Below are 25,427 nucleotides of genomic sequence, written 5' to 3'. Positions count from 1 at the left end.
GTAGCGTCGAATCCATATTCGGGGACTTCCCCAGGAGATAGCTCATGCGTCGTTGGATGGGAATTCCGGTTGCTGCGGTGATGATCACCGCCTGCGTCACGATCAATGTCTATTTCCCGGCCGCCGAGGCGCGCGAGGCGGCCAAGCAGTTCGTCGAGAAAGTTATCGGCGATCAATCCCAGCCCTCTACTCCGGTCGAAGAAGGCGACGGCGGGCCAAGCGCCATGCTGGATGCGGGCTTGCTCAAGCAGTTGGCTTCGCAGGTTGACGTGTACGCCTTGATCGGCATCGGCAGTGCACGCGCGCAGTCACCGGACATCAGTATCCAGACGCCGGCGATCCAGGCGATCCAGGCACGCATGGCCTCACGCTTCAACTCCAGCTTGCGCGCGGGTTTCGATGCCGGCGCGCTCGGGTTTGCGAGCGACGGCATGATCGTGGTCCGCGATGCTTCCAAGTTGGCGTTGAAGGACCGGGCCAAGGTCCAGCAGGCGGTGGCGGAAGACAATCGCGACCGCAATGCGGTGTACCGGGAAGTGGCGGTCGCCAACGGTCATCCAGAGTGGGAGTCGCAGATCCGCGAGGTGTTCGCCAAGCAGTGGATCGCCAGCGCACGCAGTGGCTGGTGGTACCAAAGCGGCGGTGCGTGGAAGCAGAAGTAGGGATTGCCGCGAGCCGCGCGATCGGGGCGCATCTGCGATAATGCGCGGCCCGGTTTCCTGCGTCTTGCCTGTGGCCCGCATTGATAAAACCCCCTTTGAGGCCGTAATCGACGGCATCACCCACGACGGCCGCGGTGTCGCTCATCTTGCGGACGGCAAGGCGATCTTCATCGCCGGTGCGTTGCCGGGCGAGCGGGTGATGGCAACCCGGACGGGTCGTCATCGCAGCTTCGACGAGGCCAGGACGGTAGAAGTGCTGGAGGCGGCGCCCGAGCGGGTTGAACCGCGATGCAGCCACTTTGGCACCTGCGGTGGCTGCGCCATGCAGCACTGGGCCCAGGACAAGCAGATCCTGGCCAAGCAAAACGTGTTGCTGGAAAATTTCCAGCGCATCGGTCACGTCACGCCCGAGCGCGTACTTGAGCCGTTGACCGGTGCGGCCTGGGGCTATCGCCGCAAGGGCCGGTTCTCGGTGCGCAGGGTCGACAAGAAGGGCAAGACACTGGTGGGGTTCCGGGAAACCGATGGGCGCTTTGTTGCCGATATTTCCCATTGCCACACCGTGATTCCGGCGATTGGCGAGAAGGTCGAGGCGCTGGGACTGTTGGTCGACAGCCTGCAGGCCCGTCGTGAAATCCCGCAGATCGAGTTCATCGCCGGCGACCCCACGCCGGACTTCAACGGCATCGCCCTGACCATCCGCCACATGCTCCCGTTGACGGCGGATGACCTTGCGGCACTGGTCGCCTTCGGCCAGCAGCACGAGTTTGCGATCTTCCTGCAACCCGGTGGGGTCGACAGTGTGCATCCGTTGTGGCCGCAGGATCCAAAGCTGGCTTTTCGCCTGCCGCAGTCGGACCTGGAGTTCGGGTTTCAGCCCTTGGACTTCATCCAGGTCAACGCCGGTCTCAATGGCAAGATGATCGACCTGGCGATCGAGTTGCTGGACGCGCGAGCGGATGACCGGGTGCTCGACCTGTTCTGCGGGCTGGGCAACTTCACCCTGCCGCTGGCGCGCTGCGTGCGCGAAGTGGTGGGGGTGGAAGGCGATGCGGGACTGGTCCAGCGTGCCCGCGACAACGCGGAGCACAACGCGATCGGCAATGCCAACTTCCACGCCGCGGATCTGGCCAGGGACCTCGGCGATCAACCATGGATGCGCGAAGGCTTCGACAAATTGCTGTTGGATCCACCGCGCTCGGGTGCCGATTTCGTGCTGACGCAGTTGCCGCTGGAGCAGTTCAAGCGGATCGTCTACGTGAGTTGCCATCCGGCGTCGCTGGCGCGTGATGCCGACTACCTGGTCAATCAACGAGGCTGGAAGTTGCGCGTGGCGGGGGTGATGGACATGTTCCCGCACACCGCCCATGTCGAGTCGATCGCGATGTTCGAGCCGGGCTGACAGCCGATGGCGATTGAAATCGAGCGCAAGTTCCTGGTCGTCGGCGATGGCTGGCGCGGCGCGGCAGACAAGGTGGTGCCGATGGCGCAGGGTTATCTCAACGACCTGGCGGCGATGGACGAGGCGGGCGCGGGCCGCGCGATGAAGGCTTCGGTGCGGGTGCGAATTGCCGACGACGCGGCCTGGCTCAACCTCAAGTCGCGCCAGTCGGGGCACACCCGGCAGGAGTTCGAGTATCCGATCCCGGTGGCCGATGGGCGCGCGCTGCTGGCGTTGAGCGTGGGCGGCCTGATCGACAAACGGCGGCATTACGTGCGTTTCGAGGGTCACCTGTGGGAGGTCGATGAATTCCTCGGCGACAACACCGGACTGGTGGTGGCCGAGATCGAGCTGGGACACGCCGATGAGGCCTTCGCGCACCCACCCTGGCTCGGCGCCGAGGTCACCGATGAGGTCCGCTACTACAACCTGGCGCTGGCCAATCGACCGTACACGCAGTGGAGCCAGGCGGAACTGCGCGCCCACCAGAGCTGATCAACTGCGCGACAATGGCGATATTGCCTTTCTTGACCTGTCCAGGAGTTTCCCATGCTCGTGATCGGCATTGCCGGCACCGAACTGACCGCGCAAGAGCGCGACTGGCTGCAGCACGATGCCTGCGCCGGCGTGATCCTGTTCACACGCAATTTTGCGTCCAGGGCACAAGTTGCCGAGCTGTCCCAGGCCATCCGCGCGGCCGCTCCACGCCCGCAACTGATCTGCGTGGACCAGGAGGGCGGCCGGGTACAACGCTTCCGTGACGGTTACAGCGCACTGTCGTCCTTGCAGGAGTTCGGCAGGCTGTTCGCGCGCGATCGCGAGGCGGCGTTGAAACTCGCCGGGGAGCACGCGTGGGTGATGGCGAGCGAGATCAAGGCCAGTGGCGTGGACCTCAGCTTTGCGCCGGTGGTCGACCTCGGCCGTGGCAACCGTGCGATCGGTGACCGGGCGTTTTCCGAAGATCCCACGATCGTCGCCGAGTTCACCAGGGCTTATGTGCGCGGCATGCATGAGGCCGGGATGGCGGCGACGCTCAAGCATTTCCCGGGCCATGGCTCGGTGCTTGAAGACACCCATTTTGACGATGCCGTCGACCCGCGCTCGCTGGACGAAATCCGGGCATCGGATCTGGTGCCCTTCGTCGCCGGCATCGAAGCCAGGGCCGACGCGGTGATGATGGCGCACGTGGTTTATCCGCAGGTTGCGCCGGAGCCGGCAGGGTATTCGAAGCGCTGGATCGAGGAGATCCTGCGCCAGGAAATGGGCTTCCGCGGGGTGGTGTTCTCCGATGACATCGGCATGGCCGCCGCGTTCTCGGCCGGAGGCGTCAAGCAACGCGTCGACCTGCACCTGGATGCCGGTTGCGACGTGGTCCTGGTCTGTCACCCTGAACTGGTCGAGGAGTCGTTGAAGGCGGTGGAAGGACGCAAGCTCAACACGATGGCCTTGGGCGGGCTGATTGGCGGCGGCCCGATGGGCTGGGACAACCTGCTCGCCGACGCCCGTTACCAGCGAAATCGGGACCGCCTGGAAGGGCTGGCATGACTACCCCCCTGTTGCGTGACGCGCTCGCCAATGCGGACCTGTTGTTTGACCGTGAAGCGCTGGAACGGGCAATCGCACGCATGGCCGTCGCCATACGCGCGGATTATGCCGACCCGAGCCTGAGCGGAGCGGAGCATTCCGATATCGACCCGGTCGATGCGCGCCCGGTCTACCTCACGGTGATGCACGGCGGCATGCCGTTTGCCGCGCAACTGGGGTTCGAGCTGGGTGCGCTGGGCCTGGACCTGGAGTTCGATTACCTGCACGCCACCCGCTACCGCGGCGCGATGACTGGCGGCGAGCTGGCCTGGAAGCACCGCCCGGCAACCTCGCTGCGCGGTCGCCGGGTGTTGTTGGTCGATGACATTTTCGACGAGGGCCACACCATGGCGGCGATTACCGCGTGGTGTCGCGAGCAAGGCGCGGCCGACGTGCGGATTGCCGCACTGGCAGTGAAAATCCACGACCGCTGCGTACCGGGCCTGCGTGCCGACTATGTCGGGATCGAGTTGCCGGACCGTTACGTGTTTGGTTACGGGATGGATTACCACGAGCAAGGCCGCAACCTGCCGGCCATCTACGCATTGAAGGATTGAGCCATGGACAAGCCCGTCGACAAGCCCATCGAACTTGCCGTCATCGGTGGTACCGGTCTTTACCGGTTGGCCGAGCTTGTCGATGTTGAATCGCACCAGCCGGCAACCCGTTTTGGCGTCCCCTCGGGGCCGGTGCGGGTCGGTACCCTGGACGGCCATCGGGTGGCATTCCTGGCCCGTCACGGAGAGGGCCATTCCCTGCCGCCCCACCGGATCAATTACCGCGCCAACCTCGCCGCGGTGCAGGCACTGGGCGCGCGCCGGGTGCTGGCGCTCAATACCGTCGGCGGCATCACCGAGCGCTTTGGGCCCGGAGTCCTGGGCTGCCCCGACCAGTTGATCGACTACACCTGGGGCCGGGTGTCGAGCCTGTGCGATGACAGCGCGGATGGAAGCGGGTGCGACGAGGTGCTGCATGTCGATTTCGGCGAGCCTTACACCCGGTCGCTGCGCCGCTTGCTGATCACCGCCGCGGCGCGCGCGGATATCGAGATGGTCGGCGCCGGCTGCTACGGCGCCACCCAGGGACCGCGACTGGAAACCCGCGCGGAGATTGCACGGATGCGGCGTGATGGCTGTGACCTGGTCGGCATGACCGGCATGCCCGAAGCCGGCCTGGCGCGCGAGATGGGGCTGGAGTACGCCTGCCTGGCGATCGTTGCCAACTGGGCCGCGGGTACGGGGCCCGATCCCGACGAGGTGATCACCTTGCAGGATGTTCTGGACAACGTTGCGAGGGCCTCGTCCAGCGTGCCGGCGCTGTTGCGCCAGCTGCTGGACAGCTAGTAGCAGGCGGCCGCGGCCAGGATTTGCAAGGACCCCGCTGCGGCGGGGTTTCCTGATGGCAGGGCAGCGGCGGTTGCGGTGCGCTAGATTCGTGGCTCAGCCGTGACCGGAGTCGGCAATGAAGCCGCCATCGTTTGACAGCTCGACCTACCAGACCCACCAGGTCGAGAACCAGCCGCCGGCGTTCGCGCCGCGCGACCTGTGGCGTGAGGACGTGGTCCTGCGTGAGGCCGCTGCGGCGGAAGGCGCCGGCGCTTACCTGGAGCCGCTGGGCACCTACGGAGACTTGGCCGGCAGCCACCTGTACGAGTGGGCGTTCGATGCCCACCGTGACCGGCCGCGGCTGCGTGGCTACGATCGGTTCGGGCATCGTATCGACCGGGTGGAGTTCCACCCCGCGTACCACGCCCTGATGCAGGCCGCGATCGAGCACGGTGTCGCCGGTTTGTCGTGGCGTGACCCGCAACCCGGGGCGCATGTCGCGCGCGCCGCGTTGAGCTACCTGCACCATCAGGTCGAGCCCGGTACCAGTTGCCCGCTGACCATGACCCACGCTGCGGTGGCGGTGCTGCGCCGCGAACCCGCGTTGGCGGAATGGGCGGACAAGGCCGCCGCCCCGCATTACGACTCGCGCGAGCTGCCGATCGGCGACAAGGCCGGCGTCACCATCGGCATGGGCATGACCGAGAAGCAGGGCGGCAGTGACGTGCGCAGCAACACCACCGTCGCCATGGCGCTACCCGATACCGGCGAGCCGTCCGCGGCACCGACGTACCGGCTGGTCGGACACAAATGGTTCTTCTCGGCACCGATGAGCGACGGCTTTCTGGTGTTGGCGCAGGCGCCGGGCGGCTTGAGCTGCTTCCTGATGCCGCGCCGGTTGGCCGATGGCAGCAAGAACGCGTTCCGCTTGATGCGCCTGAAAGACAAGCTGGGTGACTGGTCCAACGCGTCTGCGGAAGTCGAGTTCTGCGGTGCCCAGGCATGGCGGATCGGCGAGGAAGGCCGCGGTATCGCGACCATCCTGGAAATGGTGATGCTGACCCGCCTGGACTGCATGTTGGGCAGCGCAGCGCAGATGCGCATGTCCTTGGCGCAGGCGATCCATCATTGCCGCCATCGACGTGCCTTTGGCCAGCGACTGATTGACCAGCCGCTGATGCGCAACGTGCTCGCCGACCTGGCGATCGAGGCCGAAGCGGCGCTGGTGTTGTCGATGCGGGTCGCCCGCGCGGTTGATGCGGCGCCGCGCGATCCCGGCGAGGCGGCGCTGTCGCGCGTGGCCACGGCGATCGGAAAATACTGGATCTGCCGGCGCGCCCCGGCGTTCGTCAACGAGGCCCAGGAGTGTCTGGGCGGGAATGGCTATATCGAAGAATCGATCCTGCCGCGGTTGTACCGGCAAGCGCCGCTGAATTCGATCTGGGAAGGCAGCGGCAACATCCAGTGCCTGGATGTTCTGCGTGCGTTGTCGCGTGAGCCGGAAACCGCCGCTGCGTTGTGGGCGGAGCTGCAGCTTGCCGGCGATGGCCATCCCGACCATGCCGCCGCAGTCGACACCCTGCGCGCGCCGCTGCATGGCGAAGTCGTCGTCGACCCAGCTGGGGCCCGCCATTTCGTCGAGCGGCTGGCGCTGGCCCTGCAAGCCGGCATCCTGCTGCGCGCAGGCAGCCCTGCGGCGGAGGCGTTCTGCCGCAGCCGCCTGGGCGGTGCGCACGGACTGGCGATGGGCACGTTGCCGGCGGGCCTGCCGCTGGACGGCTTGATCGAGCGCGCGCTACCGGTCGAGGTCAGTACGTCAGGTTGAGCTGCATCCAGGCGGTGCTCGATGCCGATCTCGCCGTCACGAATTGCCGCAGGGTGGGGCGCGATCAATCCAGGAATTGCAGCTTGGCCAGCTCCGCGTACAGGCCGCCCTGGGCCAGCAACTGGTCATGGCTGCCTTCGGCGACCACGCGGCCATGGTCGAGCACCACGATGCGGTCGGCCTTCAACACCGTTGCCAGCCGGTGGGCGATGACCAGCGTCGTGCGGCCTTCCATCAGCGTGTCGAGTGCTTGTTGGACGGCGCGCTCGCTCTGCGCATCCAGCGCGCTGGTGGCCTCGTCGAGCAGCAGGATCGGGGCGTCCTTGAGCAACGCACGGGCAATGGCGATGCGTTGTTGCTGGCCACCAGACAGGCGCGCGCCGCGTTCGCCCAGTTCGGTATCCAGCCCTTGTGGCAGCGCCTGGATGAAGTCGGTGGCGTGGGCGGCCTCGACCGCGGCCTCCACATCGCCATCGCTGGCTTCCAGGCGGCCGTAGCGGATGTTGTCACGCGCGCTGGTGGCAAAGATGCTGGGCTGCTGCGACACCAGCGCCATTGCGCTGCGCAGTTTGCCCGGATCGAACTGGCGGATATCGATGCCATCCACGCTGATCGTGCCGCTGCGTGGGTCGTGGAAACGCAGCAACAACGACAACACCGTGCTCTTTCCCGCGCCCGACGGGCCGACCAGCGCTACCGTCTCGCCCGGTTGGATGTGCAGGCTGAAATCTTCCAGCGCCGGCCGGTCGGGACGCATCGGGTAGTGGAAGGTGACGTGATCCAGCTTGATCTCGCCGCGTACCGGTTGCGGTAGTGGCTGCGGATGCTCCGGCGCGGTGATCACCGAGGTTTCCTCCAGCAGCTCGCTGATGCGTCCCATGCCGCCGGATGCTCGCTGGATCTCGTTCCAGACCTCCGCCAGCGAGCCAATCGAGCCGCCGCCGATCAGTGCATACAACACGAACTGGCCCAGCGTGCCGGCGCTCATGTTGCCGTCCATCACGTCGTGTGCGCCCGACCACAGCACCAGCGTGATCGCGCCGAATACCAGCATGATCGCGATCGCAGTCACCCAGGCCTGGGCCTGGATGCGGCGGCGCGCGGTGGCCACGGCAATCTTGAGCGAATCGCGGAAACGACCCAGCTCGTAGGACTCGCGGACATGCGCCTGCACCGTGCCCACGGCACCCAGGGTCTCGTTGGCCATCGTGTTCGCATCGGCAACGCGGTCCTGGCTGGCACGGGAGATCTTCTTCAGCCGGCGACCGCCGACCACGATCGGCAACACCGCCAGCGGGATGCCGACCAGCGCGTAGGCCGCCAGGTGCGGGCTGCTGACAAACAGCATCACGATGCTGCCAACGAAGGTCACCAGGCTGCGCAGGGCGACCGACATACTGGTGGCGATCAGGCTGCGCAGCAGCTCGGCATCCGCCGTCAGCCGCGAGACCAGTTCGCCGCTGCGGCTGCGGTCGTGGAAGCTGGCGTCCAGGGTGATCAGGTGCGAGTACAGGCGCTCGCGCAGGTCGGCAACCACGCGTTCGCCCAGCAAGGACACGAAAAAGAAACGGGCCGCCGTCGCCAGTGCCAGTGCCACGGCCACCGCGAACAGCAGCATGAAGGCCTGGTCGATGGCGCTGCCGCCGCCTTGGGCAAAGCCCTTGTCGATCATCGTCTTGAACGCGATCGGCAGGCTCAACGTGGCCGCTGACGAGCACGCCAGCGCCACCAGCCAGCCACTGAACAAGCCGGTGTGCTTGCGCACGAAGGGCCACAAGGTTTGCAGGCTGCCGATGGAGGGTTTGGGTCGGGTTTCCGGGCTGGGGGCGGACGCGGTATTGGCAGTCATGGCGACTATTGTCCGCTATCGATGGGGTGCGCGTCGCGCTGCTGCAGCCGCGCACGATCGCGGGTGGCATCGCGCAAATGGCTTGTCAGTGCCCCCAGTTGGCGCGCGGGCAGGCGCAGTTGCAGGACACTGCCGCCGGCATGGAACCGCTCGTCGAGCTTGTCCACCTGATACGCGACCAGAGCGGCGTGAACCGCGCCGGTGTCGGCGAAATCAAATGCAAGCTGGCAGTGGATGTACTCGATCAGCTCGCGGCGCGGAGCGGTTCGCAGGCATTCGGCGGCACAACCGCCATACGCACGCACCAGGCCACCGGCTCCCAGCTTGATGCCGCCAAACCACCGGGTCACCACGGCGATGACCTGATCCAGCCCCTGGCCGTCAATCGCGGCGAGAATGGGCCGTCCGGCGGTTCCGGCGGGTTCGCCATCATCGCTGGAACGGTACAGGCCGCCGATCCGGTACGCCCAACAGTTGTGGTTTGCGGTAGCGTCGGCGACTTCGGTGACGAAGGCCAGCGCGTCTTCCGGGGAGGCCACGGACGTGGCCAGGGCCAGGAACCGGCTGTTCTTGACCTCGATTGCATGGCGGACGGATCGAGCCAGGGTATGGCTGTTGGCAGTCTCGTTCATCGCCTGCAGGGTACCCATTGGCGATACCGACGCAAGGGCGTTGGTGGAGAACGGGCGCGAAGTCGGGTCGGCGCGTTATCCTGCGCGAATGAAACGGGGACGATATCGGTGCGAAGTACAGATGCCCAAATGACCAGTCTGCCTGACACGGCAGTCCAGGCAGGTTCAGGTGACGCGGATTCGCTGGCCGGCGCACTGCAGGCGGCGTTGCCTGGCTGCTCGCAGGTGGTGCTGCGCTGGCACGATGCCGATGGCCGGCCGGCCGGTTCGACGTCGATGGGCGTTGATGCGACTTTGGTGGCTCGCGCCGAGCGGGTACTGAAGGCTGGCCATGGCGACGATGGCGATCAGGATCATGGTGACGGCAGCCTGCGCCGGGTCGAGATGGGTTGGCATGGCGAAGCCGGGCCGGCGGCAATCGTGGCCGAGCTGGCCGAGCCGATGGCGCAACCCTTGCGGACGGGCTGGGAGGACCTGGCCAGGCGGATCGTCGATCTGCACATGCTCGCCGACATTGCGCAAGCGCGCGCGGAATCACTGGAGAAGTCCGAGCGGCTGCAGCAGGCGCTGTACGAGATCGCCGACCTGGCGGGTTCGGACCTTGAAATGGCCGACATGCTGCAGCGCATCCACGGCGTCGTCGCCGGCCTGATGGTTGCCGAGAACTTCTACATCGTGCTGTATGACGATGTGCGCGAGTGTTACCGGTTCCTGTATTTTGCCGACCGTATCGACACGTTCGTCCCTGACCCGGACCACGAGATACACGGTGAAAACACGCCCAACAGCCTGACCTTCGCGTTGTTGCGGCATGGCGATCCGGTACAGGGGCCTTCCGACTATGTCCGCGATCAGCTCGGCGTTGCCTCTGACAGCAACCACGGCCCCGACAGCGAGGACTGGCTGGGGGTGCTCCTTCGTCGTGATGACCGGGTGTGCGGCGCCATCGTGGTGCAAAGCTATGACCAGCCGCACAGCTATGGCGACGAGGAGCGGACGTTGCTGGTGTTCGTTGCCCAGCACATCCTCACCGCATTGGATCGCCACCAGGCCCGGGAGGAGCTGGAGCGTCGCGTCGAGGAGCGGACCCAGGCACTGCAGTTGAGCAACCGCGACCTGCAGGCGGAGATCGTCGAGCGTCAACGAGCCGAACGGCTGCAGCGCGCGTTGTTCCGGATTGCCGAGTTGTCGATTACCTCGGAGACTCTGGAACGCTTCTATGCCCAGGTCCACGATGTTGTGGGCGAGTTGTTGTATGCGCGAAATTTCTACATCGCGCTGTTGTCGAAGGAGGGTGACCGGCTCGAGTTCCCCTACTCCGTGGATGAGCGCGACATCGTCCGCGTCAACCGTCGGCTGGATCAGGGGATGACCGAGTACGTGATCTCCACCGGCATTGCATTGTTGGCGGACCGGAAGCGGATCAGCCAACTGGAGTCGCAAGGCCGCCTGCGTAGTCACGGCACCATGTCGCAATGCTGGCTGGGGGTGCCGCTCTACCGTGATGACAAGGTGGTCGGGGCGATTGCGGTGCAGAGTTACTCCCCCGCCATTGCCTTCACGGCGCGAGACCAGGACCTGCTGACGTTCGTGGCCAACCACATCAGTATCGGGCTGACCCGCAAGCAGTCCCAGGAGTGGCTGGTCGCCGCCCATGGGGAGCTCGAGCAACGGGTGCAATCACGTACGCGCGACTTGGCGATGGCCAACGCGGAGCTGCTCGAGCAGATTGGCGAGCGCCTGCGTGCCGAGCAGGAACTGACCTACCAGGCCCACCATGACGCGTTGACCGGCCTGCCAAACCGGACCCAGTTGCTGGATCGGATCTCCGCCGCGATCCGCACCGCGCAGTCCAACGCACAGTCGGTCGGAGAAAATGGGATTTCGCGTTCGTTCGCGTTGTTGTTCCTTGACCTGGACCGGTTCAAGCTGGTCAACGACAGCGTCGGCCACTCCGCCGGTGACGACCTGCTGGTGGAGGCCGGTCGGCGGATCGTGTCGGCCGTTCGCGGCGAGGACATGGTCGCCCGGCTGGGGGGCGACGAGTTCGCGATCCTGGTCAACGATATCGAAGGCCTGCACGTGGCCCAGGAACTCGCGCATCGCATCTTGTACCTGCTCGGCCGGCCTTACCTGGCCGCAGGCCGCGAGGTATTCCCTTCCGCCAGCCTGGGTATTGCCCTGTGGCATCCACGTCACCGTACCGGCGCGGAGTTGCTGCGCGATGCCGACGCGGCGATGTATCGCGCCAAGGCAAGTGGCCGTGACCGCTCGATCGTGTTCGACGAGGACATGCGCGAGGACGCGTTGCGGATCCTAGAGCTCGAGTCCAACTTGCGCCGCGCCATCAATGACGACAATTTCGTTGCCTACTACCAGCCGATCGTCAGGCTGGACGACATGAAGGTGATCGGGCATGAGGCATTGCTGCGGTGGCAGCATCCAAGCCGTGGTTTGCTGGCGCCGGGCGAGTTCATCGGCCTGGGCGAGGACAACGGCCTGATTGAAGAGGTCGACTGGCTGATGTACGCCCGGGTAATCGCGGGCCTGGCGAGTACCACGGGTGACGGGTATGTCTCGATCAACGTCTCGCCCCGGCATTTCCGCAACGGGGACTTTTCCGACCGCTTGCTGCGGCTGGCCGACAGTGCCGGCGCCGACCCGCGTCGGTTGCGCGTGGAGATCACCGAGGTGGCACTGCTGGACGACATGCCGCGCGCATTGCGGACCCTGCATGCGCTGCGCGAGCGCGGCGTACTGGCCCAACTGGATGATTTCGGTACTGGCTACTCGGCGCTGTCCTACCTGCATCGCTTCCCGATCGAGTGCCTGAAAATCGACCAGAGCTTCGTCGCTGGCCTGACCGGCGAGAACCAGGCGGGAAGCATCGCCGTGGTGCGTGCGATCCAGGCACTGGCCGGCGCCCTGGGCATCTACACCATCGGTGAAGGCATCGAGACCGAAGCGCAGCGCGACATCCTGCATGAACTGGGCTGTGGATCCGGGCAGGGCTATCTGCTGGGCCGTCCGGCGGAACAGATGCTGTCGACGGAGCAGCCGATTGTGATCGGTGTGCAGTGATCGGCATCGGCTGACCGATGCGGACTCAGAACAGCAACGAAGACATCCGGCGGCGGTAGCGGCTGACCAACACGGTATCGTCGGTGACCCGGAACGCGTCGATCAATGCGGTGCGGGGCAAGCCGTTGTCGAACGTGCGGTCGCGCGCCAGCATCTCGATGAACTGCTCCAGCGCGGCCTCGGGTTGCCCGGCGACGATGTGGCGCGCCCCCAGCAGATGGCGCGCACGCAGGTCATCGGGATTGCCCGCGACCGCCTGCTGCAGCACGTCCATGGCAGGCGCATCCTTTGCCAGTTTCTCGAACCCGAGCCGGGCACGCGCGAGCACGCTGCGGTCATCGGTCGCCAGATTGGCCGGCAGGGCATCCAGCAGGCGCGTCGCCTCGTCGCCATCGCCGGTTTGCAGCAGCGCCACGGCAAGGTCGAGCTTGAGTTCGGCGTTGTCGGGCGCGTCCGCGACGGCTTCGCGCAGGCGCGCCACCTCGGCAACCGGGTCCAGCGGCACGACTTCGGGTTCGGTGTCATCGGCCGGCGGCGCCTCGCCCGGCTCGACGCCGTGTTGCTTGAGGAACTCGCGGATCTGGCCTTCGGGAATCACGCCCGGGAACCCGTCTGCGATCTGCCCGCCCTTGACCAGGAACACGGTCGGGATCGATCGCACCTGGAAGGCCTCGGCCAGCTGCGGTTGCTTGTCGACATCGACCTTGGCCAGCTCGAAGCTGCCGTGGTACTCGGCAGCCAGTTTTTCCAGCACCGGGCCAAGCTGCTTGCATGGCTCGCACCATTCGGCCCAGAAATCGACCAGCACCGGCGTCTGCATGGATTTCTGCAGAACGTCGGCCTCGAAACCCTCGGTGGTGGCGTCGAAGACGTGGGGGGCGGCAATGGCGTCAGGCATTTGGCGACTCGCGAATGAAGTTCAGTTCTAGATGGTGCCAGCACGGCTGATTCCAACCAAATGTAAAAAATAGTTGACATCGGGTCGTTCGAATGTAATGTGTAGTTTACATTTAGTCCGCTGGAGCGAACAAACAATGACCATACGTCGCTGGGGCAGCCTGGGTTTGTTGCTGTTGGCCATGTTCGCGTTCTGGTTGCTGCTGGCGAGCCCGGAGTCGCTGCTCGGGATCGATACCGGCAACGTCGGCATGGTGCTGCTGATCACGGTTGCGTGGGTGTCGCTCTTCGCGGCGAGCCGGTTGCCACGCGACACGGTCACCCAGGCAGCGTCGCCGGGCGAATGGAAGGCCTGGATCGGAACCGCGTTCATGGCCGCCGCGGTCGCCTACTTTGCGTCCAACGCGGATGTATTTCTTGCGGCGACGGTCTGGAACGATTCCGGCACCCGCCGGGTCGTACGCAACCTGGTGCTGTTGCTGATTGCATGGAACGTGCTGTCGAGCGTTCTTGCGACGCGCTGGAAAGGCGCCGTGGCAGAAGACGAGCGCGACCGCGAGATCGCTGCCAAGGCCGTTGGATGGGCGCGAACGGGACTGGTGGTTTTCGGTATCGGCCTGGCCGTCACGCTCGGCTTGTCACCGCCGGACCGGTTGCAGTGGGCGAGCCATCTGGTGATCGCCAACCTGCTGATCTTTGGGATGATGGCGAGCTGCCTGATCGAATACGTCGCGATCGCCGTGTTTTACTGGCGCGACCGGCATTGAGCCCGGCCAGGATGGCATCGACCCCGATAACAAACACCATCCGTGCCTTGCGCTTCGCCAATGGCGAGATGACCCAGCAGGTGTTGGCCGAGGCATGCGGGGTGACCCGGCAAACCATCATCGCGCTTGAGGCGGGCAAGTACGCGCCGTCGCTGGAACTGGCGTTTCGCATTGCGCACGCGTTCGATGTCGGTATCGACGAAGTTTTCCAATGGGCGCGGACAAAATAAACTGGACACGCGTGCGAGTGGAGGCGTACCAGTCAGCCTTGTTCGGCCAGCAGCATCCCGATCTCCGCACCCAGTTGCAGGTCGTCCACCAGACCGAAGTGCTGGGTACGAAGTCGGCCCTTGCGGTCGATCAGGCACAACGTCGGTGTGCCTTGCATCGCGTAGGTCTGCATCGTGAGCGGCAGTGGATGTGCGGCCGCATCGTCATCGCGATAGGCATCGACGCCTACGGGATAGTCGATCCGGTTCTCGCTCAGATACACCTGCAACGCGGCCGGGGCCATCACGTCGTGATGCTCGAACACGGTGTGCAGGCCGATGATTGCCAGCTCGGTATTGGCGAAGGTTGCGGCGATCTTCAGGCTCTGCGGCACCGCGTGTTGCACGCAACCCGGACAGAGCATCTGGAAGGCGTGCAGGAACACCGGCCGGCCACGTAGTGATGCCAAGCTCAAGCCGGGCTCGGCATTGAACCATCGCGAGACCGACCACGGCGGGGCAGGCAGGAGCGTCATTGCTTCTGGCTCGGCGCTGCGTCGGGTTGCTTGTAGACCACGCCATCCTTCATCACGAACGCGACGTCGAGCACGCGGTTGATATCTTCCACCGGGTTGCCCTTCACGGCGACGATGTCGGCGCGCTGGCCGGTTGCGATCACGCCCTGATCGTCGATCCCGAGCACCTCGGCAGCGCGGATCGTGGCCATCTGCAGCGCGACGGCGGCCGGGATGCCGGCCTCGACCAGGTAGACGAACTCGCGCGCGTTGTCGCCATGCGGGCCGACACCCATGTCGGTGCCAAAGGCCATCTTGACCCCGGCCTCGTACGCGCGTCCGGCCGTGGCCTGGATCAACGCGCCGATCCGGGCGGCCTTGGGCCGCACCACGTCGGGGAAGTAACCGTCGATCTTCGCCTTGTCAGCGACGAAGCGGCCGGCGTAGATGGTCGGGACATACCAGGTGCCCTTGCGCTTCATCAGCGCCATCACCTCGTCGCTCATGTAGGTGCCGTGCTCGATGCTGGTGACACCGGCCTCCACCGCGCGGCGCATGCCTTCCTCGCCGTGGGCGTGGGCGGCGACGCGGTAGCCGTAGTCCTTGGCGGTATCGACGATGGCCTGGATTTCGTCGACCCGGAACTGCGGCGCATCGCCGGACTTGGCATACGACAGCACGCCGCCGGTGGCCGTGATCTTGATCACGTCGCTGCCGTCCTTGTAGTGCTGGCGCACGGCCTGGCGGGCGTCATCGATCGAGTTGATCACGCCCTCGGTCGGGCCGGGCGGGCCGAGCAGGTGGGACAGGGTGGAGTTGTAGCCGTTGGTCGGGTCGGCGTGGCCACCGGTGGTGGCGATCGACTTGCCGGCGGCCCAGATCCGCGGACCGTCCACCAGGCCGTGGTTGATCGCGTCGCGCAGGTGCGGGGCAACGTCGCCACCGAGGTCGCGCACGCTGGTGAAGCCGGCCAGCAGGGTCTTGTTCGCATAGCCCACCGAGCGGAATGCGTAGTCGACGTCGTCCAGGCGGAAGCCTTCCGAGTAGCTGTCCGGGCTGGACTGGCTGCCCAGGTGCACGTGCAGGTCGGTCCAGCCCGGCGTGCAGGTGTGCCCCGACAGATCGATGCCGGCCGTGCCGGGGACGTCGGCGTGGCCGCTGATGATCTCGGCAATCCGGCCATCACGAACCAGCACGGTGTGCGGGCCGAGCACTTCACCGCTGCGGCTGTCGAACAGCTGGCCGCAGTGCAGGGCGGTTGGTGCGGGGGCGGTGTGGCCGGTGAAGGACAGGCAGGAAAGCGCGAGGGCGGTGCAAACCAGGCGAGCGGTCATGGACGGTGTCCGACGATGAGGATGACCCGATTGAAGCACGGCAGGACGAACGGCTGTTGGCAGCCGTCAGACCGTCGTGCTGTGATGCACTACGAGCCGGTTGCGTCCCTCCGCCTTGGCGCGATATAGCGCCTTGTCGGCCAATCCGATCAGTTCGGCAGGTGTACTGCCATCGACGGGGAATGTCGCCACGCCCAGTGACGCCGTGGTCGGCCCCAGGGTCTTGCGCAGGTGCACCACGGTGGTGGCAGCGATCGCGCTGCGGATTTCCTCCGCTCGCCGCCGGGCGTCCTCGGCGCTGGCTTCGGGCATCACCACAGTGAATTCCTCGCCGCCATACCGGCACACGATGTCCTCGCCGCGGGTGTGCTCCTGCAGGGTCTGCGCGATGGCCGTCAGCAGCGCGTCGCCGGCGGCATGGCCGTGTTCGTCGTTGAAGCGCTTGAAATTATCGACGTCCAGCATGATCACCGACAGGGGAAGCCCGCGCCGCTGGCAACGTTGCAGCTCGCGCTGGGTGTTGTCTTCCAGATAGCGGCGGTTGTACAGACCGGTGAGCGGGTCGCGCAGCGATTGCACCCGCAGCGACTCGCGCAGCTGCAGATTGATCATGGCCAGGCTCAACTGCTCGGCGACGGCTTCCACCACCTGCACGTCTTCGACGCCGCCGCCAGTGGCGCCGTTGACATGCAGCAGGCCCAGCGAGACGCCTTGGGCCATCAGCGGCACACATAGTGTCCAGCCATCCGGAGGCAGGTCTGCGATGTGGAGGTGACTGCAGTAGACGTTGCCCGGGCCGTGGCCGCTGCGATGGGTTTGACCGCGGCGGATGCCCCAACAAGCGGACGGCGTCCACACCAGGTCACTGGGAATCGTCTCGGTGCCGAACCCGGAAACGGCCTCGACCTGGTTCAACGACGAGCGCAGCACGTAGCAATGACCGCCAGTATTGGGCAACATTTGCGCGATCACCTCGGCGGTGACGTTGAGCGCTTCGTTCAGATCCTCACAGCTTTGCAAAATACCCGCATACGCGCCCAGCACGCGGCGCTGTTCGGACAATTGGCTGCGTTGCTCCAGCGATACGGCAAGCTCCCGCAGGGCATTGCGGGTGTCGCGCTCCAGTCTCCGGCTGCGTCGGTTTTCCCGCGTCAGGCCGCCCAGCAGCAGGCCCAGCAGTGCCAGCGGCAGCAGGATGCCCGCCACCACTCCGACGGTAGTGACGGTCGCAAGGGTAGACATGGTTTGCCGGCGCGTGAGTAGCAAGTGACGTTCGTGGCTCAGGACGGTACCGATGAGCGCGTCAATCTGTTGCATCTGGCCAAAGCCGGAGCTGTTGAGCCCCTCGCGCTGGGTTTCTGCCATGCCCAGATTCAGCTGCATGTCGACCAGCCGTTGCAGTTCGGCCATCCGGTCATCCACCCGCGTTTCCAGCTCCAGCGCACGAGCCTGCTGGTCCGGGTCGTCCTGGGTTCTGACCACCAATCGTGAAGTCGCGTCCCGGATCGCCGGAAGCGTGGCCTGGTATTCCATCAACAGCGAGTCGCGGTCACTGAGGCGGTAACCGCGTGCACTGGATTCCGCCGACCGGATCGAGGAGCGGATCGCCTCCGCCGTGCTGATTACCTGATAGCTGTGTTCCACCAGGTCGGTGCTGCGCGTGAAGTTGCGGATGCTCAGAACCATCGCCACGCCCACGCAAATCAGCACGACGACCGACAGCACGAAGGCCGGTATTCGATAAGGGCGTAGTTTGCTGGGTGGGAGGGTGTTGACAGGAACCATCTTTGCGGCTTTCTTCGGAGTAGGTTCAAGCTGTGCAACAAGTGTGCCATGACGGGTGTCAGGCCGGCTCGCGCGCCCGCATGGCAGGGTTTGTTGCGCTGCGGTAGGCTTTCCGATCCAACCATCTCCGGTCCCACGCCGTGCCCACTGAAGCTTCCATCGACCCCAGCACCCTCGATCACGGTGCCGCCAATGCCCACGGGTTCGACCCACAGGCCGTGGAGGCCGCCGCCCAGCGCTTCTGGGACGGTACGCGCGCGTTCGAGGCCGACGAGTCGTCCGACAAGCCCAAGTACTACTGCCTGTCGATGCTGCCGTACCCGTCGGGTGCGTTGCACATGGGCCACGTGCGCAACTACACGATCAGCGACGTGATCAGTCGATACAAGCGGATGACCGGCCACAACGTGCTACAGCCGATGGGTTGGGACGCGTTCGGCCTGCCAGCCGAGAATGCCGCGATCAAGAACCACACCGCACCGGCGAAGTGGACCTACGCCAACATCGAGCACATGAAGGCGCAGCTGCGACAGATGGGGTACGCGATCGACTGGTCGCGCGAGTTCGCCACCTGCGAGCCGTCGTACTACGTCCATGAGCAGCGCATGTTCGTGCGGCTGATGAAGCAGGGCCTGGCCTACCGCAAGAACTCGGTGGTGAACTGGGACCCGGTCGACCAGACCGTGCTGGCCAACGAGCAGGTCATCGATGGCCGCGGCTGGCGCACCGGCGCGCTGGTGGAGAAGCGTGAGATTCCGCAGTGGTTCCTGAAGATCACCGACTACGCGCAAGAGTTGCTCGACGGGCTGGACAACCTGCCGGGCTGGCCGGATGCGGTCAAGACCATGCAGCGCAACTGGATCGGCCGCAGTGAGGGGCTGGATATCCGCTTCGACGTGCGTGATGTCGACGGGCATGATGCCGACGGGGCGGAGCTGGAGCCGTTGACCGTGTTCACGACCCGGCCGGACACCTTGATGGGGGTGACGTTCGTCTCGATCGCCGCCGAGCATCCGCTGGCGACCCATGCTGCCGCCGGCAACAACGACCTGGCCGCGTTCATCACCGACCTGCGCAAGGGCGGTGTCAGCGAGGCGGAGCTGGAAACCCAGGAAAAGCGCGGCATGGACACCGGCTTGCGCGCGCTGCATCCGGTCACCGGCGAGCCGTTGCCGGTGTACGTCGCCAACTTCGTGCTGATGAACTATGGCACCGGCGCGGTGATGGCGGTGCCCGGCCACGACGAGCGCGACCACGAATTTGCCACGCACTACCAGTTGCCCGTCAAGCTGGTCATCGTGCCCGACTCGGTGCGCGATGCGCTGGTGGAAATCCGCCGTGACCTGGGCACGCATGCGGACCCGATGGCCAGCGCGCTGGGCCAGGCCGGTGCGACCGATGTCTACGACACCGGCGCGGCGGTGCAGGTGGTCGAGCAGTTCCAGCAGGGCCTCGCCAGCCAGGCGTATACCCAGCGCGGTTGGTTGGTGAACTCCGGCGAATACGACGGGATGGATTTCCAGCAGGCGTTTGATGCGTTGGCCACCAGGTTCGAGGCCGAAGGCCGGGGTGCGCGTCGGGTCAATTTCCGCCTGCGAGATTGGGGCGTGAGCCGCCAGCGCTACTGGGGCTGCCCGATCCCCGTGGTCTATTGCCAGGATTGTGGCGCCGTGCCGGTTCCGGAGGAGCAGCTGCCGGTGGTATTGCCCGAGGATGTCGCGTTCATGGGCACCGGCTCGCCGATCAAGGCCGACCCGGAATGGCGCAAGACCACCTGCCCGAGCTGCGGTAGCGCGGCCGAACGTGAGACCGACACCTTCGACACCTTCATGGAATCGAGCTGGTATTACGCGCGTTACACCTCGCCGGGCGCGGCCACCCAGGTCGACGAGCGCGCCAACCACTGGCTGCCGGTCGACCAGTACATCGGCGGCGTCGAACACGCGATCCTGCACCTGCTGTATTTCCGCTTCTACCACCGGCTGCTGCGCGACCAGGGCCTGGTCGACAGCGACGAGCCGGCGACCAACCTGCTGACCCAGGGCATGGTGATCGCCGAGACCTTCTATCGCGAAGAAGCCAACGGTGCGAAGGACTGGATCAACCCCGCCGACGTGTCGATCGTGCGAGATGAGCGTGGCCGCATTACCGGCGCGACGCTCAAGGCCGATGGCAGGCCGGTGGTGATCGGCGGCGTCGAGAAGATGTCCAAGTCCAAGAACAATGGCGTCGATCCTCGCCTGATGGTCGACAAGTTCGGTGCCGACACCGTGCGCCTGTTCTCGATGTTCGCCGCGCCGCCGGATCTGTCGCTGGAGTGGAACGAGGCCGGCGTGGAAGGCATGGCGCGGTTCCTACGCCGGTTCTGGCGCGAGGTGCTGAGCCATGTGGGGCAGCCCGACCATCCGTCGGTGAACGATCTGCTGAAGGCCGGCACGGTGCTGGACACGGCGCAGAAATCCCTGCGCCGGCAGCTGCATGCCACCATCCAGAAGGTGGGCGACGATTACGGTCGCCGCCACGCCTTCAATACCGCGATCGCCGCGCTGATGGAGCTGTTGAACCACGTCAGCCGGTTCAAGGACATGAGCGATGCGGGCCGGGCGGTACGCCACGAGGCGCTGCAGGCGATGGTGCTGCTGCTGAACCCGGTCACCCCGCACACCAGCCATGCCCTGTGGCAGGCGCTGGGCCACCCGGAGACGCTGCTGGAAGACGTCCCGTTCCCGCAGGTCGATCCTGCCGCGCTGACCCGCGACGCGCTGGTGATGGCGGTGCAGATCAATGGCAAGCTGCGCGGCACCATCGAAGTGCCGGTCAACCTGGACAAGGCCGAAATCGAGCAACTGGCGCTGGCCGAGCCGCACGTGGCCAAGTTCCTGGAGGGCCTGAGCGTGCGCAAAGTGATCGTAGTGCCGGGCAAGATCGTCAACATCGTGGCGGGCTGAGTGGTGGATCATCTGCCGTCGCTTTGTGCCGCGCCCGGTTCAGCCCGGCGTTGCTTTCATGCTTGATGCGCCCATCCGCGTGGGTCAGACTCGCACGATGATCCGAGCACTGATGTTTCTCGCCCTCGCACTGGCCTTGTCCGCCTGTGGTTTCCAGTTGCGCGACGCGCTGACATTGCCGGCCGGGATGGATCCGGTCAAGGTCGTCTCCAGCAGTCGTTACAGCCCGTTGGCCGAGTCGCTGGCCGCGTCGCTGGTACGCGCCGGCGCAACGCCGGCGACCGCGGCGACCGAAAACCCGGCGGTTCTGGAATTGAAGGCCGAGCGTTGGGGCGATACCCCGATCAGCGTGGATGCGCGTGGCCGTGCGCAGGAATTCAGCCTGCGCTACGCGGTCGTATTCGAGTTGCGCAATGGTGATGGCAGCTTGCTGGTGCCCGAACAGAATATCGAGATGTCCCGGGATTACATCTCGGTGCCGAACAACTCGATAGGCACCGAGGGCGAGCGCGATATCCTGGTGCGCGAGTTGCAACGTGAAATGGCGGCCTCGATACTGCGGCGCCTCGACACGGCCGCCAGCGGGACCATGGTGGGGGGTGGTGACCCTTCACAGGTATTCATCGAGACCACGGACGCGGCGCAGGCCGCGATGGACGCCGCCAATGCCGTTGCACCGTTGCCGCCCGCGCCGGTCAGCCCCCCAGCCGTTGAAACGCCGGTAACCGAAGAGCCTGCCGATACCGATCCGTCGGACGAGCCGGCTCCCCCGCGTCCGCGCTGACGATGGAGCTGAAACCCGAACAGCTGGTTGCCCAGCTCGCCTCCGGGTCGCTTGCCTCCGCCTACCTGATCGCCGGTTCCGAGCCTTTGCGCGTGCTGGAAGCGGCCGATGCAGTGCGTGCCGCTGCCCGTGCCCAGGGGGTCGCCGAACGTGAGGTGTTCGAGGCCGAAGGTAACCAGCGCGAGCCTGACTGGGCGGCGATGAAGGCAAGCCTCGGCGCGCCCAGCCTGTTCGCCAGCCGTCGCCTGATTGAGCTGCGCTTGCCCACTGGCAAGCCAGGCAAGGAGGGAGGGGCATTGATCAGTGAGTTTTGCGCCGATCCCCCGGCCGATGTCGTACTGCTGGTGACTACCGGTGAGTGGAGCAGGAAGCACACCGGTAAATGGAGTGATGCGATCGGCCGGATTGGCAAGATCGCGATTGCCTGGCCGGTCAAGCCGCACGAGTTGCCCGGCTGGGTCGAGCAGCGCCTGCGCTCCCGCGGCGTACGTGCCGATGCCGAAGCCGTGCAGCAGTTGATTGAGCGCATCGACGGCAACTTGTTGGCCGCTGCGCAAGAGATCGACAAGCTGGCGTTGTTGGCCATCGATGGAAGCCTCGATCTGGCGACGATGGAGTCGCTGGTCGCCGATGCGGCGCGCTTCGACGTGTTCCGGGTCATTGACGCCGCCATGAACGGCAACGCCGGCCAGCTGTCGCGGATGCTCGCCGGCTTGCGCGCGGAAGGTGTCGCGGTGCCGGCGTTGCTGGGCATGGTGGTGATGGAGCTGCAGCGCACCGCCGCACTGGCACGGATCCAGGCACGCGGGGGCAGCCTGGCCAGCGAGTTTAAGGCGCAGCGGATCTGGGATTCCAAGCAGCCGATGTACCACCGGGCGCTGCAACGCCACTCCGCCGCCCACTGGGACGCGTTTGTATCGCAGGTCGGGCGGGTCGACCGCATGGCCAAGGGGCGTGAGCCGGGCGATGCGTGGGTGGCACTGGAGCGCCTGCTGCTGGCGGTCGCGGAGCCGCGTGCCATCCATCTGCTGGCGCGCTCGAGTGCCTGAGCCGGGTGCCGCCGGAGTGGCAGCCACCGGAGCGGGCGCCGGTCTTGTTGACGGTTTAGCCGACGGTTTGGCTGTGTTCTACGGCGGCACGTTCGACCCCGTGCATTGTGGCCATTTGCAGGTCGCACGGCATGCGCGCGATCGTTTGGACGCCGTCATCCGCCTGATGCCAGCCGCCGATCCGCCGCACCGGGACGCGCCGGGTGCCAGTGCGCTCCAGCGAGCGCAGATGCTCGATCTGGCAGTGGCTGGCGAGTCCGGATTGCTGGTCGACCGCCGCGAGTTGGCCCGCAGCACGCCGTCGTACTCGATCGATACCCTGCGCGGCATTCGCGCCGAACTGGGGCCGCAAGCCCCCGTTGCCTTGCTGATTGGCGCTGACGGCCTGCTGGGCCTGCCCACCTGGAAAGAGTGGCAGGCGTTGTTCGAGCTCGCGCATTTCGTGGTTGCAGAGCGCCCCGCGGTCGACCTTGATCAAACGCTTCCCGGAACCCTGTCGACGTTCCTCCAGGACCGTTGGACAACGCATCCCGGAGCCCTGCGCGATGCTCCGGCAGGCCGTGTATGGCGCTTGCAGCAACCGCTTCACCCCGGATCGGCCACCGATGTACGTGCGCGAATCGCCGGTGGAGAACCGTGGCAAGCGCTGGTTCCGCCCGCCGTCGCCGGCTATATCGACCGTCACCGGTTGTATGCAAACGGGGTTGCCACCCCGGCTTCGTTATAATTCGACCCCCGCCAACCCACACCCAACCCAGAGCCTGCATTGACCAGTCAAGCCCAAGTCATCAAGACCCGCCTCCCCAGCCCCCCGCCCAGCGTGGACGACCTGCTGCAGACCGTGCGTGACGCGGTTGCCGAGCTGAAGGCCAAGGACTGCGTGGAAATCGACGTGCGCGGCAAGAGCAGCGTCACCGACTACATGGTGATTGCCTCGGGAACCTCGTCGCGGCACGTGAAGTCGATCGCCAATGAGGTGATCAAGTTCGTCAAGAAACTCGATGTGATGCCGATTGGCGTTGAGGGCGAGCGCGAGGCGGAATGGGTGCTGGTCGATCTTGGCGATGTCGTGGTGCACATCATGCTGCCGCGCGTGCGCGAATTCTATGCGCTGGAGCGGCTGTGGACGGTCGGTGACCAGCCGCCGGAAGCCATCGACGAGTATGGCGATGACCACCGCGGCGAGACCGACGCGGAAGACGGTCTCTAGCCCGCTATCGGGTCGATGGACGCCCCGCGTCGGAAACCGCTCGCATGAAGGCAAAGTTGATTGCAGTCGGCGAGCGTGCACCGCACTGGGTCGCTGAAGGGTTCGAGGACTACCGCAAGCGGTTGTCGCATTGGCTGCCGCTGGAATTGATCGAAATCCAGCCCGGGCTGCGCGGCAAGAACCATGACATCGCCCGCGCTACGGCCGATGAAGGCGCGCGCGTGCTGGCGGCGTTGCCCAAGTCACCGTTGGTAGTGACCCTGGACGGCCGCGGCAAGCCGTGGAGTTCGGAGCAGCTGGCACAACGACTGGAGCACTGGCGGGGGCAGGGGCGGGACCTGGCCCTGTTGATTGGCGGGCCCGAAGGCCACGCCGATGACGTGTTGGCCCGCGCCGACGAGTCGTGGTCGCTGGGCCCGCTGACCCTGCCGCACATGCTGGTGCGCCTGGTGGCCGCCGAGCAGCTGTACCGGGCCGCGGCGCTGCTGGTCAACCATCCGTACCACCGCGCGTAGCGGTAGGGCGGGTTCAGTTGCCGGCAGCGCCCGGGTCGGTCTCGGGTTTGCGACCCAGGCCGCCTTCATCGGGGTTGGGCGGCCTGCGTGGATCCGGCTGGCGGGCGTCGTGCTTGTCGCGTGGCTTCGGCTCGGCATAGCCGGCGTCGGCATCTTCGTCGCGTCCGGGTCCGTGCTTGTCGGGGTTCCGTGCCGGCGGCCGGTTGTTGTCGGGATTATTCATCGTTTACCTCCCCAGCTCGAAGACCACGTCCAGATTGACTGACAGCGTGTTCTCACCCGGCGAAACGGGAGCGTCGGCGCTGGCCTTCTCCATCCGTGCCATCGCCATCATCGGCACGGGTGGTCCGAAACCGCCATTGCCTTCGCTGATGCTGACGATGCGTCGCACCTTCATGTCCAGCGATTCGGCATACATCTGCGCCCGCGCACGGGCCGTATCGATCGCGCTCCGGCGGGCTTCGTCGTAAGCGGACTGTTTGTCGTCCACCTCGAAGCTGGGGCCGTGGATCTGGTTCGCACCGACGCTGGTCAGCGTACCGATGATGCTGCCCAGGTCACCGATGTCGCGCACGGTGATGTTGACGGTGTTTCGCGCCTCATAGCCAGTGATGGTCGGTGGCTGGTTGTCGGCGTACCGGTACTGCGGGTTCAGGCTGATCCCGCTGGTCTGGATGTCGCGTTCGGCGACCCCCGCCTTGCGAATCGCGGCGACCACCCGGGTCATCTGCTCGGCGTTGGCCTGCATCGCCGCTTCGGCGTCGGCGGCCTGCGTGACCACGCCGGTGGACAGACTGGCGATATCCGGCACGCGTTGCGCTTCGCCCCGGGCCGATACCGCCAGCAGGGTGCCGGTATTGGCGGGCATCGGTGCCCGGCTCGCCGGCATCGACGCGCGGGCGGACTGGGCGAGGCAAGGCATCGTGGTGGCCGCCAGGACGAGCGCAGTGGCGACGATCAAAGGGCGCAGTGTGGGTCGGTTTGGAAGTCGCATCGGACGCATGGTGTGCTCCTG

24 protein-coding genes are annotated in these 25,427 nt (G+C 65.8%); 16 read left to right on the top strand and 8 right to left on the bottom strand.

The window, feature by feature from the left end; all coding sequences use genetic code 11:
• The first annotated feature begins 44 nt into the window (after positions 1 to 44).
• From ACW5DN_RS06970 to ACW5DN_RS06940, 7 genes are all read left to right on the top strand, one after another.
• Positions 45 to 662: a DUF1318 domain-containing protein gene (locus tag ACW5DN_RS06970; RefSeq protein WP_456962001.1), complete on the top strand. Its 618-nt coding sequence runs from the start codon at positions 45 to 47 to the stop codon at positions 660 to 662.
• Between the two features lie 64 nt (positions 663 to 726).
• Positions 727 to 2,064, top strand: a complete 1,338-nt coding sequence (gene rlmD / locus ACW5DN_RS06965; protein ID WP_456962000.1) for a 23S rRNA (uracil(1939)-C(5))-methyltransferase RlmD — start codon at positions 727 to 729, stop codon at positions 2,062 to 2,064.
• A gap of 6 nt (positions 2,065 to 2,070) precedes the next feature.
• Entirely contained in the window at positions 2,071 to 2,598 is a 528-nt protein-coding gene (locus ACW5DN_RS06960; RefSeq protein WP_456961999.1) for a CYTH domain-containing protein, read from the top strand.
• A gap of 54 nt (positions 2,599 to 2,652) precedes the next feature.
• A complete protein-coding gene (gene nagZ / locus ACW5DN_RS06955; protein ID WP_456961998.1) occupies positions 2,653 to 3,648 on the top strand; it encodes a beta-N-acetylhexosaminidase in 996 nt (331 codons plus the stop codon).
• Positions 3,645 to 4,244 (top strand): hypoxanthine-guanine phosphoribosyltransferase, encoded by a 600-nt coding sequence (locus tag ACW5DN_RS06950; RefSeq protein WP_456961997.1) that lies wholly within the window; start codon positions 3,645 to 3,647, stop codon positions 4,242 to 4,244. Before nagZ ends, ACW5DN_RS06950 begins: the two co-directional genes overlap by 4 nt.
• 3 nt (positions 4,245 to 4,247) lie before the next feature.
• Positions 4,248 to 5,030: an S-methyl-5'-thioinosine phosphorylase gene (locus ACW5DN_RS06945; RefSeq protein ID WP_456961996.1), complete on the top strand. Its 783-nt coding sequence runs from the start codon at positions 4,248 to 4,250 to the stop codon at positions 5,028 to 5,030.
• Positions 5,031 to 5,148: 118 nt separating this feature from the next.
• Positions 5,149 to 6,837: an acyl-CoA dehydrogenase family protein gene (locus tag ACW5DN_RS06940; RefSeq protein WP_456961995.1), complete on the top strand. Its 1,689-nt coding sequence runs from the start codon at positions 5,149 to 5,151 to the stop codon at positions 6,835 to 6,837.
• A gap of 64 nt (positions 6,838 to 6,901) precedes the next feature.
• Here ACW5DN_RS06940 and ACW5DN_RS06935 read toward each other — a convergent pair whose 3' ends face one another.
• Positions 6,902 to 8,686 (bottom strand): ABC transporter transmembrane domain-containing protein, encoded by a 1,785-nt coding sequence (locus tag ACW5DN_RS06935; protein ID WP_456961994.1) that lies wholly within the window; start codon positions 8,684 to 8,686, stop codon positions 6,902 to 6,904.
• Positions 8,687 to 8,691: 5 nt separating this feature from the next.
• A complete protein-coding gene (locus tag ACW5DN_RS06930; RefSeq protein ID WP_456961993.1) occupies positions 8,692 to 9,336 on the bottom strand; it encodes an IMPACT family protein in 645 nt (214 codons plus the stop codon).
• A gap of 111 nt (positions 9,337 to 9,447) precedes the next feature.
• On the opposite strand from ACW5DN_RS06930, the gene ACW5DN_RS06925 reads away from it, so the two are divergent.
• Positions 9,448 to 12,399: a putative bifunctional diguanylate cyclase/phosphodiesterase gene (locus tag ACW5DN_RS06925; RefSeq protein ID WP_456961992.1), complete on the top strand. Its 2,952-nt coding sequence runs from the start codon at positions 9,448 to 9,450 to the stop codon at positions 12,397 to 12,399.
• Between the two features lie 25 nt (positions 12,400 to 12,424).
• On the opposite strand, the gene trxA is transcribed toward ACW5DN_RS06925, so the two are convergent.
• Complete coding sequence (trxA, locus tag ACW5DN_RS06920; RefSeq protein WP_456961991.1) at positions 12,425 to 13,297, bottom strand: thioredoxin; 873 nt, start codon at positions 13,295 to 13,297, stop codon at positions 12,425 to 12,427.
• Between the two features lie 136 nt (positions 13,298 to 13,433).
• Here trxA and ACW5DN_RS06915 point away from each other — a divergent pair, with 136 nt between their 5' ends.
• On the top strand, positions 13,434 to 14,063 hold the full coding sequence (locus ACW5DN_RS06915) for a hypothetical protein (RefSeq protein ID WP_456961990.1): 630 nt from the start codon (positions 13,434 to 13,436) through the stop codon (positions 14,061 to 14,063).
• 11 nt (positions 14,064 to 14,074) lie between these two features.
• On the top strand, positions 14,075 to 14,293 hold the full coding sequence (locus ACW5DN_RS06910) for a helix-turn-helix transcriptional regulator (RefSeq protein WP_456961989.1): 219 nt from the start codon (positions 14,075 to 14,077) through the stop codon (positions 14,291 to 14,293).
• A 32-nt stretch (positions 14,294 to 14,325) separates the two neighbouring features.
• Here ACW5DN_RS06910 and ACW5DN_RS06905 read toward each other — a convergent pair whose 3' ends face one another.
• From ACW5DN_RS06905 to ACW5DN_RS06895, 3 genes are all read right to left on the bottom strand, one after another.
• Entirely contained in the window at positions 14,326 to 14,808 is a 483-nt protein-coding gene (locus ACW5DN_RS06905; protein WP_456961988.1) for a TlpA family protein disulfide reductase, read from the bottom strand.
• The gene (locus ACW5DN_RS06900; RefSeq protein ID WP_456961987.1) at positions 14,805 to 16,121 is read right to left on the bottom strand and encodes an amidohydrolase family protein; all 1,317 of its coding nucleotides are present in this window, start codon (positions 16,119 to 16,121) and stop codon (positions 14,805 to 14,807) included. The genes ACW5DN_RS06905 and ACW5DN_RS06900 overlap by 4 nt, the downstream gene beginning before the upstream one ends.
• Positions 16,122 to 16,187: 66 nt before the next feature.
• Positions 16,188 to 17,906, bottom strand: a complete 1,719-nt coding sequence (locus ACW5DN_RS06895; protein WP_456961986.1) for a diguanylate cyclase — start codon at positions 17,904 to 17,906, stop codon at positions 16,188 to 16,190.
• A 158-nt stretch (positions 17,907 to 18,064) separates the two neighbouring features.
• Here ACW5DN_RS06895 and leuS point away from each other — a divergent pair, with 158 nt between their 5' ends.
• The 6 genes from leuS to rlmH all read left to right on the top strand — a co-directional run bounded on the left by leuS (position 18,065) and on the right by rlmH (position 24,412).
• Complete coding sequence (gene leuS, locus ACW5DN_RS06890; protein WP_456962983.1) at positions 18,065 to 20,854, top strand: leucine--tRNA ligase; 2,790 nt, start codon at positions 18,065 to 18,067, stop codon at positions 20,852 to 20,854.
• 112 nt (positions 20,855 to 20,966) lie between these two features.
• On the top strand, positions 20,967 to 21,638 hold the full coding sequence (locus ACW5DN_RS06885) for an LPS-assembly lipoprotein LptE (RefSeq protein ID WP_456961985.1): 672 nt from the start codon (positions 20,967 to 20,969) through the stop codon (positions 21,636 to 21,638).
• A 2-nt stretch (positions 21,639 to 21,640) separates the two neighbouring features.
• Entirely contained in the window at positions 21,641 to 22,687 is a 1,047-nt protein-coding gene (gene holA / locus ACW5DN_RS06880; RefSeq protein WP_456961984.1) for a DNA polymerase III subunit delta, read from the top strand.
• Between the two features lie 67 nt (positions 22,688 to 22,754).
• Entirely contained in the window at positions 22,755 to 23,414 is a 660-nt protein-coding gene (gene nadD / locus ACW5DN_RS06875; protein WP_456961983.1) for a nicotinate-nucleotide adenylyltransferase, read from the top strand.
• A gap of 39 nt (positions 23,415 to 23,453) precedes the next feature.
• Positions 23,454 to 23,897 carry a ribosome silencing factor gene (gene rsfS, locus ACW5DN_RS06870; RefSeq protein WP_456961982.1) on the top strand — a complete coding sequence of 148 codons (444 nt, stop codon included), beginning with the start codon at positions 23,454 to 23,456 and terminating at the stop codon, positions 23,895 to 23,897.
• Positions 23,898 to 23,941: 44 nt separating this feature from the next.
• On the top strand, positions 23,942 to 24,412 hold the full coding sequence (gene rlmH / locus ACW5DN_RS06865) for a 23S rRNA (pseudouridine(1915)-N(3))-methyltransferase RlmH (protein ID WP_456961981.1): 471 nt from the start codon (positions 23,942 to 23,944) through the stop codon (positions 24,410 to 24,412).
• Positions 24,413 to 24,425: 13 nt separating this feature from the next.
• On the opposite strand, the gene ACW5DN_RS06860 is transcribed toward rlmH, so the two are convergent.
• Both ACW5DN_RS06860 and ACW5DN_RS06855 read right to left on the bottom strand, forming a co-directional pair.
• Positions 24,426 to 24,635 (bottom strand): hypothetical protein, encoded by a 210-nt coding sequence (locus ACW5DN_RS06860; protein ID WP_456961980.1) that lies wholly within the window; start codon positions 24,633 to 24,635, stop codon positions 24,426 to 24,428.
• A 3-nt stretch (positions 24,636 to 24,638) separates the two neighbouring features.
• On the bottom strand, positions 24,639 to 25,406 hold the full coding sequence (locus tag ACW5DN_RS06855; RefSeq protein WP_456962982.1) for an SIMPL domain-containing protein: 768 nt from the start codon (positions 25,404 to 25,406) through the stop codon (positions 24,639 to 24,641).
• Positions 25,407 to 25,427: the final 21 nt, after the last annotated feature.

The sequence above is a fragment of the Lysobacter sp. A289 genome (assembly GCF_054072675.1).
Note: the sequence above shows the minus strand (reverse complement) of the source record. Positions and strands in the feature narration are given on the sequence as shown.

Bases quoted from the DNA above. Each gene is read 5' to 3' on its own strand.
- ACW5DN_RS06970 (WP_456962001.1), top strand. From the start codon at position 45: ATGCGTCGTTGGATGGGAATTCCGGTTGCTGCGGTGATGATCACCGCC.
- ACW5DN_RS06960 (WP_456961999.1), top strand. From the start codon at position 2,071: ATGGCGATTGAAATCGAGCGCAAGTTCCTGGTCGTCGGCGATGGCTGG.
- nagZ (WP_456961998.1), top strand. From the start codon at position 2,653: ATGCTCGTGATCGGCATTGCCGGCACCGAACTGACCGCGCAAGAGCGC.
- ACW5DN_RS06950 (WP_456961997.1), top strand. From the start codon at position 3,645: ATGACTACCCCCCTGTTGCGTGACGCGCTCGCCAATGCGGACCTGTTG.
- ACW5DN_RS06945 (WP_456961996.1), top strand. From the start codon at position 4,248: ATGGACAAGCCCGTCGACAAGCCCATCGAACTTGCCGTCATCGGTGGT.
- ACW5DN_RS06940 (WP_456961995.1), top strand. From the start codon at position 5,149: ATGAAGCCGCCATCGTTTGACAGCTCGACCTACCAGACCCACCAGGTC.
- ACW5DN_RS06935 (WP_456961994.1), bottom strand. From the start codon at position 8,686: ATGACTGCCAATACCGCGTCCGCCCCCAGCCCGGAAACCCGACCCAAA.
- ACW5DN_RS06930 (WP_456961993.1), bottom strand. From the start codon at position 9,336: ATGGGTACCCTGCAGGCGATGAACGAGACTGCCAACAGCCATACCCTG.
- ACW5DN_RS06925 (WP_456961992.1), top strand. From the start codon at position 9,448: ATGACCAGTCTGCCTGACACGGCAGTCCAGGCAGGTTCAGGTGACGCG.
- trxA (WP_456961991.1), bottom strand. From the start codon at position 13,297: ATGCCTGACGCCATTGCCGCCCCCCACGTCTTCGACGCCACCACCGAG.
- ACW5DN_RS06915 (WP_456961990.1), top strand. From the start codon at position 13,434: ATGACCATACGTCGCTGGGGCAGCCTGGGTTTGTTGCTGTTGGCCATG.
- ACW5DN_RS06910 (WP_456961989.1), top strand. From the start codon at position 14,075: ATGGCATCGACCCCGATAACAAACACCATCCGTGCCTTGCGCTTCGCC.
- ACW5DN_RS06905 (WP_456961988.1), bottom strand. From the start codon at position 14,808: ATGACGCTCCTGCCTGCCCCGCCGTGGTCGGTCTCGCGATGGTTCAAT.
- ACW5DN_RS06900 (WP_456961987.1), bottom strand. From the start codon at position 16,121: ATGACCGCTCGCCTGGTTTGCACCGCCCTCGCGCTTTCCTGCCTGTCC.
- ACW5DN_RS06895 (WP_456961986.1), bottom strand. From the start codon at position 17,906: ATGGTTCCTGTCAACACCCTCCCACCCAGCAAACTACGCCCTTATCGA.
- ACW5DN_RS06885 (WP_456961985.1), top strand. From the start codon at position 20,967: ATGTTTCTCGCCCTCGCACTGGCCTTGTCCGCCTGTGGTTTCCAGTTG.
- holA (WP_456961984.1), top strand. From the start codon at position 21,641: ATGGAGCTGAAACCCGAACAGCTGGTTGCCCAGCTCGCCTCCGGGTCG.
- rlmH (WP_456961981.1), top strand. From the start codon at position 23,942: ATGAAGGCAAAGTTGATTGCAGTCGGCGAGCGTGCACCGCACTGGGTC.
- ACW5DN_RS06860 (WP_456961980.1), bottom strand. From the start codon at position 24,635: ATGAATAATCCCGACAACAACCGGCCGCCGGCACGGAACCCCGACAAG.
- ACW5DN_RS06855 (WP_456962982.1), bottom strand. From the start codon at position 25,406: ATGCGACTTCCAAACCGACCCACACTGCGCCCTTTGATCGTCGCCACT.